Genomic DNA, 15882 nt, shown 5'->3' with positions numbered 1-15882 from the left:
AAGTTCATTCTATAAAGTAGATGGCAAAATAGCCTGCCAGATACTGCTTGTTCACGATAATTTAAAAAGTAAGCAGACCCCAATCGCCTTTCAACAGCAATATCATCGGCCAATATTCGCGCATGGACGTGTATGCTGTCTGCAAAAGGTTCGACACGGACTGGGGATTGACATTCATGATCTGTGCAATTTCATCGCGTTCAAGGTTCTGGTAGTAGCGCAGGTAAATGACCTCCCTCTGCCTTTTGGGTATCTTGGCAAGCGCATGCTCGATCCGCTCCTTCGTCTGCGCAAGGCTTTCGTTTTCGATCAATGTCCATTCCGGGGAAAATTCGACGAAATTACCGTCGTTTTCAAGGTCGGCCGGTTGCTCATCGCGCAGTATTTGTTGCCTGTATGCTTCCCTGAGCACCCGTTTGCGGACCGAACTCAGGAGGTAGGCCCGAACACTTTCGGGAACCGTGACGCGCTCCCGTCGATTCCAGATTTCGATAAAAACTTCCTGCACGCAATCCTTTACAAACGCCTCGTCCCGAACGAACTTCAGACCGTAATTCAATAGCGGATTAAAATACTGACGGATCAAAGTGCCCAACGCCAATTCACTACCATCTTTCAGGTGCTGCCAGAGCACCCTGTCAGAATGACCAGGATATGGTGATGGGTTCATATACAGGATGCGGGTTGGTCTACGCAGGTAAAAGTAAGATAGGGGTGCGATATAATGCCTTTGGCAAAAAGTATAGGTTAACTTAAAGCAAAGAGAGGTAGTTTTTTAGGCTACCTCTCAGATCAATGGCGTGTCAAAAAAGATTAATTATAGCCCGGATTCTGTTTCAGTGATGATTTTCCGTTTTTAGTGCTTAGGTCAATCTGGCGTTGCGGGATCGGGAAATATTCATTTACTCCCTTCACAAAATTTCCTCCGTTTACGTCCGGGGTCACCTTACTTTCGCTGGCTATGTAAGCATTCAATACCTGGTCGGCGATACCCCACCGTGACAAATCAAAAAAGCGGTGACCCTCCATGGCAAATTCCAGTTTTCTTTCAAAATAGATTGCCTTCAATGCACCTTCCTTACCCTTCGCAGCGAAAGCACCAGCAGGATACACGGCTATCTTATAGTTTGCGGCAGGTGTGGTAGTGAAACCGGCCATGGGTTTGCCGGCATCTTTATACAAGTACACCATACTTTCAGGCTTAGCGGCACGCGCACGCACCTGGTTTACGTACTCCTGAGCTTTTGCCAGGTTATTCAGTTGCGCTTCTGCCTCTGCGGCCATTAGCAGCACATCAGCAAACCGGATGAGCTGGATGTTGATGGCGGTGCCAGGCGCCCATGAATGTTGGTCAGAGTACTTGTCCTGCGTGGCCTGCCAGTAAACGTTTTTCTTGGGCGAATAAGGACCCGCATAACTCTGATCACGAATCCAGGCTTGTCCCGGGTGATTGCCCCAGTCCAGGTACGGGATGCCGCGGCGTCCGATAGTCCAGTCGATACGCGGATCCAGCGGCCTGGAAGCATCCGGTGTAAATGCCGCAGTCGATGCGATGCCCATGTCGTTCTTGAGAGGAGTCGCATTGTAAGTATCTACCAGAGGCAAACCATTGGCATCGGTCTGGAATGAATTGGCAAGGTCCAAACTTGGCTGAAAAAAACCGCAGCAGCGAAGCGGCGAATTGTAGGGAAAGTTGAGCATTCCCCCGGTATTTGCGTTATCGATCGTGTTTGTACCATCATTGGCCGCCATTTGCACGGCAAATACCGACTCTGACATATTCTTTTTAGCAGCGTCGAAATTATCCTGAAACCGCGGCATCAATGCATATTTAACGCCGCCAGCGGTAACACCTTGCTCAATAACCAGGTCGAAGACAGTTTTTGCCTCGGCAAACTTTTTCTCATACAAATAAGTCTTGGCAAGATAAGCGGCAGCTGCCCACTTGTTGGCACGCCCCACCTCGCTTTGAACCGCAGGCAAATTATCCATGGCGAACTTGAAATCCGCTTCGATGTTTGGCCAGATGTCGGCCTCATTGGTGACCGTGCTTGGATCAACCGTTTTTTCATCAATCCATGGCACCATATTGAACATTTTCTTTAATTCTGAATAATAATGTCCACGCAGAAACCTGGCTTCGGCCTCAAAAACCTTTTTCTCCGAATCGGAAATCCCCGTTGTAACAAGCGGGATGAATTTCAAAACCGTATTGGCACGATTGACGCCTTCGTAGACGGCTTTCCACTTGCTATTGAAAAAACCGTTGCTTGGGCCTGCGCTATAAATCATAATCGAATTGATTCCAGGCTGATCGGCACCGTCGCTTCCTTTTTTAGCATCCCCGCCAGCGATACTGCCATAAATCCAGTTATCCGCTGACGCGTCCCACGCATTGGCGGCACCTACTCCATGTCCGTCGAGTGCTGCGTAAGCCCCGATCAACAAGTTTTTGAGACCAGGCTTTGTATTGAGCTGAGCGTCGCTGAGAGAACCCAGCGCCGGTTTATCTAAAAAGTCGTCCTGGCAGGCGAAAGAAATCAAACCCAGCGCGACAATGAATGTTATTTTACAAAACTGAATTGTTTTCATCTTCTTTCAATATTAGGATTATTAGAATGTCAGATTTAAGCCAACCAGAAACTGGCGGGTATTCGGATAAACACCTTCATCCAAACCAAAAGCCGTTGATCCTGTAACCTGGCTTTGTCCCACTTCCGGATCGGGCCCGGAGTATTTGGTGATCGTAAAAAGGTTAGCGGACTGGATGTAAATCCTCGCTTTTTCGATGCGCAGTTTACTAACCAGGCTTGCTGGCAAGGTGTATCCGATTTGTGCATTCTTGGCGCGCAGGTACGAGCCGTTTTCGACATAGTAGGAGTTCGGCACGTTGGTCGTGCTGAACGAACCCGTATTTTCCTGAATTGGTGCTTTTGCATTCATGCGATCCGGCGTCCACGAATCATACAAGGCAGTCTTACTTTTCGCCCCCTGAAAGTTGGCGTAGAAGTCGTTCCACCATTTCAGGTTATTCCAGATCTGATTGCCCTGGACACCATAAAAGAAGATACCGAAGTCAAAGCCCTTGTAAGTCGCCCCCACGTTCAGTCCATAGCTGAACTTAGGACTCGGGTTACCAAGGAACGCGCGGTCGTCGGCTGTAATAATGCCGTCACCGTTTGTATCCGCATAACGGAAGCGCCCGACTTTGACTTCACTTTGATAAACAACGGCAGCATTCCCGGAAATTTCCCTCGCCTTCGCATTTGCCTGATCAATTTCTTGCTGCGAATCCCAAAAGCCATCAACCTTATAACCGTAAAACTGGCCAATCGAGTGATCCACCGCATTGCGGATAATGGTGCTTCCGTTAAAGCGGCGACCTTCCTGATCGAAATAAGTAACACCATCGGTAATCTTAACAATCTCGTTGTTGTAAGTGGTCAGGGTGGCTGTGGCGTTTATTTTCAGGTCTTTATTGATGGCTTTCTCCGCGTAAACGGACATATCGATACCATGATTTTTCATAGCCCCGATATTGACCGCCGGAGCCGTGCCCTGGCCAACAGTCCCCGCAAGTTCCGGAGAGAACAAGAGGTCCTTGATGTTTTTCTGATAATAGTCAATCGTCAGATCGATGGCACCGCCCAGGAACTGTGCATCGATACCAATGTTGGAGTTGATATTCTTCTCCCATTTTGCCGACGGGTTGCCTACACGGGTCCTCTGAAATCCGAGCACGGTACTATTGCCTGTCCCCTTAATGTCATAGAAAGAATGGCTACGGTTCTGGCCATACGTCGTAAATGCGTTGGCGGTAGCAATATTGAACTGGTTTCCCATAATCCCATATCCGCCGCGGATTTTCAAATCCGTTAACCAGCTTACATTTTTAGCGAATTCCTCCTCCTTAATACGCCACCCGGCACTAACAGCGGGAAATACGCCGTATTGTGAGACAAACTTGGATGAACCATCGCGACGCACCGTGGCGCTTAACAAGTAGCGGTCCTTGAAGCTGTAATCAATCCGGCCGATGTAGGAAAACAACGCTTCCGCAAACCTGTTGCTATAATTGGTCGGAGTGCCCGAGCCTGTTGAAAGGCTGGCAAAATTTGGGTCGAACGAAAAATAACCCTGTGTTACGCCCCCAACTTCGCCGCCCGATGAACTGAAAGCCTCCGTCCCGACAAGCACTTTGAAAGAATGTAGTTCCTTGAAAGTCTTTTCGTAAGTGAGCGTATTAGTCCACGTCCAGTTGTAGCCTCTGTTGGCATATTCAGAATAAGAGTTTGTGGGATTATTCTCCGAATTCTCCCATTCGGGATAGGTAAATGTATTTCCCGCCGAAGAATACAGTGTACCTCCAAAGCTTGAACGGGCCGTAAAATCTTTCAGGAAGTCAAATTCAACATACATGTTTCCCAGAATCCCGTTGCTTGAACCTTTGTCGTTTCTGGCGCGGTCGCGCAGGGCAACCGGATTCTTCGTGTTGCCAAACCCATTATATGAGCCCGCGTAATTGCCATTCACGTCGTAGACGGGCACAATCGGCTGGGCGCGAAAGGACATCCCGATTGCCCCATCTTCGTTCAGGATAATGCTCCTTGGGTTGTCCACGAGAGAAAGGGCTATGTTCTCGCCAATCCGGATGTGCTTGCCGACATTATACTGGCTGTTTGCCCGGACTGTATAGCGTTTCAAATAGGTATTTTTCAGATTGCCCTGCTGGTTGAAGTAGTTCAGAGAAAACAGGTAATTCCCCTGTGTCCCGCCACCGCTTACGGCCAGGTTGTGACTTTGAATCGGCGCATTTTTAAAAACCTCATGAAACCAGTCAGTCCCCTGCTTGTTGGCTTTCACGATTCTGTAAAATGAATCCATATCTGCCTTGTCCGTATAATTGGGATTCACGTAGTACTTAGACAAATCAATTTCTCCTTCCTTCGCACCGGTTGGCACGATGTAGTCCGGCAAAACCGCCGTCGGGCCATCGCCATAGTGCGGGTCCTTGATCGTTGCCCCGGAATTTTTGAGCGCCAGGAATTTCAGATCGGCAGTCTCCTGTGGTCCAAGTAAATTGTAAACATTTCCTTTTTTCACAGTTTGCGTTCCGTAATAGGTATCGTAGTTAACCCTCACCTTGCCCGATCCCCGCTTCGTTGTAATGATTACCACACCATTTGATGCCCTGGAACCATAAATAGATGCCGATCCGGCGTCTTTCAGGACCTGCATCGTGGCTACATCATTAGGATTGAGGTTGTTAATATCCTGGGTAGGCACACCATCCACCACAAATAATGGCGTGTTGTTTCCGAAAGAATTGATACCACGGATCCGGATCTGCGGAGCCTGACCGGGCTGACCGGATGTAAGCACGGTCACTCCGGAAGCGCGTCCCTGAAGCTGGTTACTTAAATTGGAATTCGGCTGCTCGGTCAATTCACTGACCTTGACGACAGACACCGCCCCGGTCAGGTCTTTTTTCTTAGCCGTACCATAACCGACAACGACCACCTCATTGAGCAGCTTCTCATCCTGGGAAAGTTGCACATTCAGGGTAGTCTGGTCGGGTGTTAAACCGACTTCTTTTGGAGTGAATCCAACGAAACTAAACGTAAGTGTAAATGGGCCATCCGGGCCATCGATCCTGTATTTACCGTCTGCATCTGCACTGGTTCCTCGCTGAGTGCCCTTGATAACCACAGACGCCCCCGGAATCGGGGATCCATTTTTATCTGTGATAACACCCGAGATCACCCGGTCAGGCAATCCGTTCTCACCTGAAACAGGCCGGTCGGTCCTTTCGAACTTTATATTGCCAGCATCAGCACTATGAGCGGCTACAAAAACGGTAAACAGACAGCATGATATCAGTTGACTGAAAGCCAACCTTCTATTGCCCTGCCATGGATTATAGTTAGGAAACAATTTCTTCATAACTTCACAAGAGTTTTGTTTAAATTGAAAAATAGGGCAAAACGAACCCTGCATCCGTTCGCAGCGGATGTAGTCGCAGGGTACATTAATCAATGGGTTGGTGATGCTCCAAACATCATCAACCCTTCTTATTTGGTGATCAGCTCATAGGATTTGATTTAAGATGGAAAATGGGGAAGCGGTCAATTTTTGGCAAATGCCCTGCGCCTACTTTTGGAAAACAATCGCCTTGACGAGCGGCCCATTGAACATACCTGTCTCGTTTTTCGCATCATTGTAAACAAAGTAGAGCGTTTTGATTCCGTTCGTTTTCTGGATTTCAGAATCGATTGCAGCAGGCGTATTGGATCGTTTAATCGGAAATTTCGCTACTACCTGGCCATCCGGGGAGCCCTCGCGCAGGGTCACGGTTCCATCCACCCCCGAGGAAAGCATTTGAAGGGAAACCGTTTTGATGGTCGTAAGGTCAACGTCCTTAAATGCGATATAGGCGTTATTTTCTGTGAAACGCACCTTGCCTGGTTCTTTCTGACTACCGCTGTTCAAAGCCGCTTTCGAGGAAGTATCGCAAGAAATTGCTTCCAGAACAGGCGGGCGAAGCAGGATTTCCTTGCGGGTCGTAAGCGAGGGAATGCCATTTGCACCTTTGTCCGCATAAGAGACAGTCAATAAGTATTTTCCTGCTCCTTCTTCCGTTTGCGTGGATTTAGTAACCACCGTTCCCGACAGCGGCAGCGACTTGATTTTTGCGGCCGGCTGCGCCAGGGAAAGGATGTAGCTTACCATCTCGGAAGTCTGCGCCAAAGTCAGTTGCGGATGTGCCGACATGGCATTTTCTCCCCAGTTTCCGTTACCGCCGCTGAGCACTTTCGCCGCCAGCTTTTCGACTGCTTTGGCATCGCCCTTATAGCGTTTGGCAATCTCCGTATAGGCTGGTCCGATAGATTTCTTGTCTAGTCCGTGGCATGCTTTACAGTCACTTTCACTAATCAGTTTCTCGCCCGCACTCAGTCTGGTGGTACCCACGGCCGACTCATAGTTCTGTGCTGCCAGCGTAATGTCTTCTCCAAATGGAATGTGTTCAAATGTGACGACCGCCCGGCCTGGATCGATACCGCCTTTGAGCTGATCCTCCTTGTCCGTGATCTTTGTTTTGTATGCGATCGTTTGATCGGGCCAGTAAAAGGAACGGTTGGAAGGCCACTCGACTGCAATCTTTGGCGGCTCGTTACCTACTTTGATTTCCATCGTTTTGGAAGAGGATTTCCGGCCCTGATCCGTAACTGTCAGTTTCACCTGATAAATGCCCGGTTTTTTGAAGGTAAATACGGGCTCTTCCGAGCTGGATTTTGCCGGCTGGGCACCGCGCACATCCCCAAAGCTCCATTCATAGGTCAACTTGTCCCCAGGATCGTAATCGGTGGTTCCCCTGGCCGAAAAGCGCACAGTCAGCGGGGCCGATCCTACTTTGGTACTGGCGTTTATTTTCGCCAGCGGGGGCCTGTTTCCTTCCGAGTAATCAATCCTGACCAATCTGGAATTGGCGTTTTGTGCAAACCAGTAAGTACCATATTCGAGAAGGTACATCGCGCCGTCCGGGCCAAACTCCATGTCGATCGGGTGGTCGAACTGTGTTTTGGGCATGAAGGGCTCAATGCTTTCATAGCTGCCGTCCGGTTTCATGGTGACGACATTGATCCAGTCACGCATCCATTCAAATATAAACAGCTTACCATTGTAGTAGTCCGGAAAGGAGCGATCCGATTTTTTGTATTGATCTGAATAAAACACCGGGCCTACCATCGGACTTTTACCCCCTGTCCCAAGGTGCGGAAACAGGTCCGACTCCACATAGTTATACCAGATGAATGCGGGCTGAGCAGGAGGAAGCTCTTTCAACCCCGTATTATTAACCGAATGGTTAACCGGGCGAAGCGGATCAAAAAATTTACCAGCCTTCTCCCGGGCGAAATCGTATTCTGCATAGGGCTTGTTATCACCCGCGAAATAGGGCCAGCCAAAGTTTCCTACCTGCTTTGCCTGGTTCCATTCGTCCCAGCTCCTCGGCCCACGTTCACTATCTTTCTCGCCATTCTGCCCCACATCGCCCCAGTACAAATAGCCGTTTTTCGGGTCAGCTGAAATACGTATCGGATTTCGGCAGCCCATCACGTAGATCTCCGGGCGCGCCAGTGGATTGGCTTTATCAAACAAATTGCCGTTCGGGATGCTGTACGTACCATCGGCCTCGGGATGGATCCGGAGAATCTTCCCCCGCAGATCATTGGTATTTCCCGCTGAACGCTGCGCATCCCAGGACGTGCGGCCAGGCCTTTCGTCGAGCGGCGCGTAGTAGTTGGAGCCAAACGGGCTGGTGTTGTCCCCGGTGGCAATAAACAGATTACCGTCCTTGCCAAAAGCAATAGAGCCACCAGAATGGCAGCATTCCTCGCGCTGGGTTGGTATTTTAATTAAAACCTTTTCTGATGTCAGATCAAGCTTTTTCCCATCAAAATCAAACCGGGACACATATTGCTGAGGCGTGTCGCCCACGGGGGAATAAAACAGGTATACCCAGCGGTTTTCGCTGAATTTCGGATCCAGGGCAATTCCCAGAAGGCCATCTTCGAGCTTGCTGAAAACCGGGATCTGCTGAATCTTCTCCGTTTTTGACGTTGCCGGATCATATAGTAGCAAACCGCCATTTCGCTCGGCTACCAGCACCCCGCCGTCGGGAAGTACGACCAATTCCATGGGCTCATTCAGGTTCTCGGAAAGTATGACTTTTGAAAACCGGTTTTCGTCCGGTTTTTCAGATGCCGTTTTGGCCGGCGGAACGGCCGGAGAAATCATTTTCCAGCAAAACAACGAAGTGCCGACAATCAGCAAACATGCTTTTTTGATCAGGGTAGATCTATTCATAATCCGGTTAAATTTTAATAAGAAAACAGCCAAGGGAATCTCACGGCTGTACAACGCCCGTAAACTGGGATGAGGACAAATATTTCATGAAATAGTATAATGCAAAGAAAGGCAGCTACACAGGCAGTTTCCATCGATATTTTCTTAATTTTATCTGGTATTTTGAATTACATTGAAATTTTATCCCTAAAAGGCCGGAACATACCAGATGAAACCATTAATTCAAAAACTCCCTGTCGATGAGAGCTCGTCGTTTGTAGCCAGGACTTATACCACCCCGAATTTTGAAACGCCCTGGCATCAGCACGTAGAATATGAGCTTGTACTTCAAAGTTGCGGTTCGGGAACGGCCTTTATCGGCGACTATATTGGCGAGTACCAGATGGGCGATGTGTTTCTGCTGGGCCGGAATTTACCGCACTGGTTTCGTAAAAATGATCCAGCCATGATGAGCAGCGCAATAGTCGTCCAGTTCAGGGAAGAGCTGTTTCAGGGAAACTTTTTACTGCTGCCTGAAATGCAGCTCATCGGTACGCTATTGCAGAATGCTTCCCAGGGCGTCTTGCTGACGGGCAGTCTGAAAGAGATGATCGGAGACTATTTAAAAAAAATTGAGTCCCTGGCAGGCTTCCCGCAAATGGGGGCACTGCTGGACTGCCTTCACCAAATAAGTGTTTCGGAAGAAGTTAGGCATTTAACTAATTTCCCTATCGTTAACCTCACGAAGCAGGACCAGAACCACATCCACCTGGTTTTTGAATATTCCATGCAGCATTTCCAAAGGAAGGTGCGCGTGGAAGAGGTGGCGGCACTGACCAACAAAAGCGTGTCTGCCTTCTGCCATTATTTTAAGAAGAGCACCAAAAAAAGCTATGTCAATTTTTTAACAGAGATCCGGATCGCGCATGCCTGTAAGTTGCTGGCGACAACGGATATGTCCGTCACAGAAATATGTTACGAGAGCGGGTTTCAGAACTGGTCAAACTTCAGTGCTCATTTTGTCAAGCAAGTGCGGATGTCACCTCTCAAATACAGAAAACGGCATACCCAGCTTCAAAAAGGCCAGGTCGTTTCGGACACCGGAAGTGAGTAGAGTCGTTTGCGATCTTGGATCATTGCAAACCCCGCCTGTATTCCAAAGGACTTTCGTTGAATTGTTTGCGGAAAAGCCGGTTGAAATTCGACAGGTTTTTGAAGCCGGATTCATAGCATATTTCTAAAACAGAGAGGTTGGTTTCTTTTAAGAGCCTGCGCCCTTCGTTCAGACGCATTTCTATGATGAAGCCCAGGAAAGATTTCTGGGTACGTGACTTAAAATAACGACAAAAGGCAGATTCGGAAAGGTTGGCCAGATCGGCAGCGATGCCAATCGAAATGTCATCTTTATAGTGCTGTAAGGCATATTCAAGGACCCTGTTCATCTTCATACTGTCCTTGCTGTTGATCCCACTGATCTGATGGACCGAAAGTGGCTGTAATTCTTTCGATTCGGATAATATGCCCAATATCTCGATCAATCCTTTCAGCCGTCCGACTTTACCCGATTCGAGCATTTCGAAAAGAATCGACTTGATTGTTGCGCGGGTCTCACCCAGCACCATTAATCCATTCTGCGCATAAGCAAACAAATTCCTCACCTCGGTCATTTCGGGGATGCTAAAAAAATCCCGGCCTAAACAACCTTCTAAAAACTGCAAGACAATCGAGCTTGGTTTGATGTCTGCCCCCATCTGATAAAAAGAGTCATCAGCTTTGAAAAGGTGCGGTACATTTTTTCCAATAAAGGCGATTTCCCCCTCTTGATAGGCAGAGAAATTATTGCCGATAAACTTGCTGCCAAAACCCCTTTCGCAGTAAACCAATTCATACTCTTCATGGAAATGCCAGGGCGTCTCAAAGTGGGGCGACTCGTACCGGCTTATAATAAAGGAGTTATCCGCCGGAAGCGGCAACTTTTGAAAAAGCGCGGTTTTTCCCTGATTTAATTTGGTCAAAATAGTATCGGTAATAATTGATTAGCAGTGGAAAGATAAGGAAAATCCCAATTGTTTTGTGGTATAATTCAGTTGCGAATATCAAGTACGGTATTATAATGACTTATCTATGCTGCAAGACAAGAAAATAGTCATCATTGGTGGCACAACCGGCATTGGCCTGTCTGCGGCGAAGGCATTTGTCGGACAGGGAGCAAAGGTGACGCTGGTAGGAAGAAATACAGAAAGCTGCCAGACAGCAAAAACGCTCCTGGGCGAGGCTGCACGCGTGTTGCCGGGCGATGCGGTCCATGCTGCAACCGCGCAGCACGCTATTGAGTTGTGCCTCGACGAGTTTGGGGGATTTGACGGCCTTTATCACGTGGCAGGCGGCAGCGGGAGGAAAGCAGGTGACGGCCCTTTACACGAATTGACCCTGGAAGGATGGGAGCATACGCTTGCCCTGAATCTCACGGGGCTGATGCTTTCCAATCAGGCAGCAGTCCAGGCATTCAGGCGGTTGGGCAGAGGCGGCAGCATTCTGAATATGAGCTCAGTACTTGGTTTTTCTCCTTCCCCGCGGTACTTCGTTACCCATGCTTACGCAGCGGCCAAATCGGCAGTAACAGGCTTTACCAAATCCATTGCCGCCTACTACGCAGCTGATAATATCCGTGTGAATATCCTGGCGCCTGCCCTGGTGGAGACACCGATGTCGGAACGGGCAAGCAAGGACGAAACAATATTAAATTTCGTCAAAACCAAGCAGCCCCTCGACGGCGGACGAAATGGCCGCCCGCAGGACCTGGACGCGGCCGCGGTTTATTTTATGTCCGACGGCTCGGCTTTCACAACCGCGCAAACCCTTTATGTGGACGGCGGCTGGGAAGTTTCCGAGGGCCAGTATCAAACCGACCCGATATGAAAGCAGCTATCGGTATCGATGTCGGAGGCACCAACATCAAAGGAGTCGTTTTGAATGCCCGCGGCGAAATTTTGCATCAGCACACCGTGCCCACTGATGACGATTCTGCCGGAAAGTGGAGGGAGACGATTTTTTTCCTGGTCGGCCATTTGAAACAGGCATTTCCAGGCCCGATCGACCTGATCGGCCTTTCATGTCCGGGTTTTGCCAATCAGGCAAATAGTCACATTGCCTACATGCCCGGAAGGCTTGCCGGTGTGGAAAACTTTCATTGGGAAACTTACCTGAACACGCCCACCTATGTGTTGAATGACGCGCATGCAGCGCTGCTTGCAGAAGCGACATTCGGCACCATTAAGGACTGTAAAAATGCGGTTTTACTCACGCTGGGCACCGGTGTTGGCGGCGGTTTGCTGATTAATGGCGAATTACACCAGGGTCTTGGGCAAATGGCCGGCCATTTCGGTCATATGACATTGAATCCGCATGACGATGAATTAAGCCTTTTGGGTATGCCGGGAAGTCTGGAATATGCGATCGGCAACTATTCCGTTCACCGCCGTTCGGCCGGTCGTTTCGCTTCTACGCATGAACTGGTCGCCGGTTACCTGAAAAATGAGCCCTTTGCTTCCTGGCTCTGGCTGGACTCGGTCCGTAAACTAGGCCTGGCCCTTTCCTCCATCGCCAATATCGTCTCCCCGGAAGTGATCGGGCTGGCAGGAGGCGTTACCAAAGCCGGCGAAGCGCTGTTTACCCCCCTCAACGCTTTTATGAATGTGTATGAATTCAGACCCAAAGAAAAGCAAACTCAGGTCAGAGAAGCCAAATACAGCGATTGGGCGGGAGCCGTCGGCGCGGCCACTTTTGCCTTCTTAAAAACAAAAAACACTGGCTTGCCGGTCAAGTGCGAGCCCATTAACCAGGAAATCGTCAGGTAGCTTATGGCTGCGGCGGGATCATCAAACTTTTGTAAAATGAGTTATACCCAAGATTTTTTAGGCAAATGCCAGGGCCTGATAGCGGCCGTTTCACAGCAGGAGGAAAAAATTCAGGCCGTTGCAAAGCTTTTCGCTTCTTCTATTCTGGCCGGGCGAATGGTCCATATCTTCGGCAGCGGCCATAGCCGCATTATGGTGGAAGAAATGTGGCCGCGCTATGGCTCTTTTCCGGGATTCAATCCCATCGTTGAACTTTCGCTTACCTTCCATAACCTGGTTGTCGGGGCAAACGGGCAGCGCCAGGCCATGTTTTTAGAAAACGTGAGCGGGTTTGCCAAACAAATCCTGCGCAATTTCGATTTGTCAGACCAGGATTCAGCCATTATCATTTCGTCATCGGGCTGCAATGTCGTCCCGATCGAATTGGCCGAACTATTTCAGCAGCAAGGCATTAAGACCGTTGGTATCATCTCCATGGAACACTCCCAGGTCAGTACGAGCAAACGTCAGGACGGGCTCAAACTCCAAGACTTCTGTGACATTGTACTCGATTCGGGCGCGCCCGCAGGGGATGCCATGGTCAGCATTGAGGGACTGGATACGCCCGTTGCACCCGGCTCAACGGTCGGCTCGTGCATGCTTATCAACTGCATTAAGGCGGAGCTGGCCAATCTGCTCGTACTGGCCGGTGCGCCTCCCAAAGTGCTGACGGCCTCCGCTTTGGTGGGCGCTGACAGGGCAGCCGAATTGTTTCAGGCGGCCTATGATGAACACGCGCACCGCGTATCACGATTGTATAAAAAAGTAGGCATTGCCAGCTACGTTTCCGACCAAAACTGAAAAACTATGTCGGCAACAACGCATTCGATTCACGGCATTGACATTCTCGTTATCGGCGCCGGGTCGGCCGGTTGTATGGCAGCCATAGCAGCGGCCCGGGCTTCTTCGAACAATGTACTGCTGGTGGAACGCTACGGGTTTTTCGGGGGAACCTCCACGCAGATGCTGGACACCTTTTATGGCTTTTTTACACCTGGTGAGACACCCAAAAAGATCGTGGGCGGCCTGCCCGACCTGGTTGTGAATGAGCTGGATAATGTGGGCGAGGTATTCCTAAGGCCCAATACCTACGGAGCCGGGACCGGGGTCAATTATCATCCCGAGCGCCTTAAAGCCATATGGGACAAGATGCTGTTGGAAGCGGGGGTCAAAGTACTGCTGCATACGGCACTAATTGATGTAAATGTGCTTCCGGACGGGCGCTATGAATGTATTTTCTGGAACAAATCCGGCTTTCTGAATGTCATCCCCCAACGCGTTATCGACGCCTCGGGCGACGCGGACTTTTGCCACCTGGCCGGTTTTGACTACGAAATAGCCGGACAAAAAGAGCCCGCGCAAAGTATGACGACCACATTCCGAATGGCGAATGTAGAATTGGACCAGTTCGAGAAATCGGGCGGAAAGAAAATGCTGGCGCAGCGCATGGCGGACACGTCACTTCCGTTACCGCGCAAGGAAGGCTCGGCACATGCGATGAACATTCCCAAATGCATATCGACAGTCGCAGTGAAGGTCGCCGGCCTGAATGCCCTAAATATAAATGAGTTAACCCAGGCGGAAATGGAAGGCCGACGGCAGGCATTTCTGTTTGAAACATTTTTCCGCAAAGAAGTGCCCGGCTATGCCGATGCCAAAGTTATCGGCCTGTCGCATCAAATCGGCGTTCGCGAAACGCGCCGGGTGTATGGCGAACACCGGCTCACCAAAGACGAATGCATGGCCGCCAGCATTCCGCATGACAGCATTCTGCTCTGTGGCGCGCCAATTGAAGATCACCGGGAGGGTAAGGACGGCGCCAGCGAGACCCACTGGGAATACATTCCTCAAAGCGGTATTTACGGCGTTCCTTACGGCACGATCGTGCCTAAAACCAGTCAAACCGTGTGGGTGGCGGGCCGCTGTTTTTCCGCAACACACGATGCGCATGCCTCCTGCCGGTCGATGGCACAGACCATGGCTATGGGAACTGCTGCCGGCCTTGCTGCCGTGCAGTCAATTCGCACCTCAGCGGCCGCCAATGAAATGGAAGTGCGCGTATTAAGGGAGCAGCTTCATAGTCAGGGAAGTATCCTGGAAGAGCCTACACAAATTGCAAGGACAGGGCAAAGCGACTGGAAATTAAACAAACCGTATCATGGCGTTCATTAGGACCATCTTGGGGGATATACCCACCGAATCGATCGGTATTACGTTTTCACACGAACATGTGATGATCGACGAAAGCTATGCGACCGACAGCTACCCCGACTTCCTGTTAAACGATACCGACAAAATAAGCCAAGAGCTGACGGAGCTAAAAAAGCTGGGCTGCTCGCTGATGGTGGACACGATGCCGGCCAACGCAGGCAGAAACATCGAGAAATCTGCGCTCGTATCCCGGCAGACCGGTGTTCACCTCATCGGCTGCACCGGCCTGCATCAGGAAATGTATTATCCGCCACGCCACTGGCGCTATCAGTACAGCGAAGACCAACTGACCCGTCTGTTTATAGCTGATATCGAAGAAGGAGTGGATGTATTTGATTATAGCGGGCCTGTCATCCAGCGCACCGGTTATAAGTCCGGGCTTCTGAAATTGGCTACGAACGACGAGCCATTCACAAACCATCAGCTGAAAGTTTTTGAGGCTGTCGTCCGTGCGCATAAAGAGACGGGTGCGCCCATCCTGACCCATACCAATCACGGCAAACAGGCGCTTGAACAGGCACTGCTTTTCGACAAGCTTGGCGCTGACCTGGATCACGTCGTCCTGTCCCACGTCGACCGGATTGGGGACGCAGGTTATCACCGGGAATTACTGCAAACAGGCGTGAGTGTGGAATACGACAGCGCATTCCGCTGGAAAAAGGGCGAAGAGAACCAGACTTATTCGCTACTGGAGAAATTACTCGATGATTTCCCCGACCAGATTACCGTAGGAATGGACGCTGCCCGGAGCAGCTACTGGACTTCCTACGGTGGAAGCCCCGGCCTTGCTTACCTGCTGACAACATTTAGGCAAGAACTAGCCCAGAGAGGGTTAAGCCCCTTTTTCGACAAAATTTTTATCGAAAATCCGAGACGGATTTTTAGTTTTTCAAAGCCTGCACAAGGCAAATCGTAATTCAAAATTCAATCA

11 protein-coding genes are annotated in these 15882 nt (G+C 49.9%); 6 read left to right on the top strand and 5 right to left on the bottom strand.

Annotated features, from left to right (window positions below):
- Positions 1–61: 61 nt before the first annotated feature.
- The 4 genes from LZD49_RS04535 to LZD49_RS04520 all read right to left on the bottom strand — a co-directional run bounded on the left by LZD49_RS04535 (position 62) and on the right by LZD49_RS04520 (position 8865).
- Positions 62–670: an RNA polymerase sigma factor gene (locus LZD49_RS04535; RefSeq protein WP_234666132.1), complete on the bottom strand. Its 609-nt coding sequence runs from the start codon at positions 668–670 to the stop codon at positions 62–64.
- Between the two features lie 143 nt (positions 671–813).
- Positions 814–2592, bottom strand: coding sequence for a RagB/SusD family nutrient uptake outer membrane protein (locus LZD49_RS04530; RefSeq protein WP_234666131.1), 1779 nt, complete (start codon positions 2590–2592; stop codon positions 814–816).
- A 21-nt stretch (positions 2593–2613) separates the two neighbouring features.
- Positions 2614–5943, bottom strand: coding sequence for a TonB-dependent receptor (locus LZD49_RS04525; RefSeq protein ID WP_234666130.1), 3330 nt, complete (start codon positions 5941–5943; stop codon positions 2614–2616).
- 207 nt (positions 5944–6150) lie between these two features.
- Complete coding sequence (locus LZD49_RS04520; protein ID WP_234666129.1) at positions 6151–8865, bottom strand: PQQ-dependent sugar dehydrogenase; 2715 nt, start codon at positions 8863–8865, stop codon at positions 6151–6153.
- A 208-nt stretch (positions 8866–9073) separates the two neighbouring features.
- Here LZD49_RS04520 and LZD49_RS04515 point away from each other — a divergent pair, with 208 nt between their 5' ends.
- Complete coding sequence (locus tag LZD49_RS04515) at positions 9074–9958, top strand: AraC family transcriptional regulator (RefSeq protein WP_234666128.1); 885 nt, start codon at positions 9074–9076, stop codon at positions 9956–9958.
- Between the two features lie 19 nt (positions 9959–9977).
- Here LZD49_RS04515 and LZD49_RS04510 read toward each other — a convergent pair whose 3' ends face one another.
- A complete protein-coding gene (locus LZD49_RS04510) occupies positions 9978–10859 on the bottom strand; it encodes an AraC family transcriptional regulator (protein ID WP_234666127.1) in 882 nt (293 codons plus the stop codon).
- Between the two features lie 109 nt (positions 10860–10968).
- On the opposite strand from LZD49_RS04510, the gene LZD49_RS04505 reads away from it, so the two are divergent.
- From LZD49_RS04505 to LZD49_RS04485, 5 genes are read left to right on the top strand one after another with little or no spacing between them, the layout of a single operon-like run.
- On the top strand, positions 10969–11763 hold the full coding sequence (locus tag LZD49_RS04505) for an SDR family NAD(P)-dependent oxidoreductase (RefSeq protein ID WP_234666126.1): 795 nt from the start codon (positions 10969–10971) through the stop codon (positions 11761–11763).
- A complete protein-coding gene (locus tag LZD49_RS04500) occupies positions 11760–12701 on the top strand; it encodes an ROK family protein (RefSeq protein ID WP_234666125.1) in 942 nt (313 codons plus the stop codon). Before LZD49_RS04505 ends, LZD49_RS04500 begins: the two co-directional genes overlap by 4 nt.
- Positions 12702–12737: 36 nt before the next feature.
- Positions 12738–13541 carry a sugar isomerase domain-containing protein gene (locus LZD49_RS04495; RefSeq protein ID WP_234666124.1) on the top strand — a complete coding sequence of 268 codons (804 nt, stop codon included), beginning with the start codon at positions 12738–12740 and terminating at the stop codon, positions 13539–13541.
- Positions 13542–13547: 6 nt separating this feature from the next.
- Positions 13548–14912 (top strand): FAD-dependent oxidoreductase, encoded by a 1365-nt coding sequence (locus LZD49_RS04490; protein WP_234666123.1) that lies wholly within the window; start codon positions 13548–13550, stop codon positions 14910–14912.
- The gene (locus tag LZD49_RS04485) at positions 14899–15867 is read left to right on the top strand and encodes a phosphotriesterase (RefSeq protein ID WP_234666122.1); all 969 of its coding nucleotides are present in this window, start codon (positions 14899–14901) and stop codon (positions 15865–15867) included. Before LZD49_RS04490 ends, LZD49_RS04485 begins: the two co-directional genes overlap by 14 nt.
- Positions 15868–15882 lie beyond the last annotated feature (15 nt).

It is taken from the genome of Dyadobacter sp. CY261, from assembly GCF_021440085.1.
GTDB lineage: Bacteria > Bacteroidota > Bacteroidia > Cytophagales > Spirosomataceae > Dyadobacter.
This window is presented reverse-complemented; position numbering and strand designations above follow the sequence as displayed.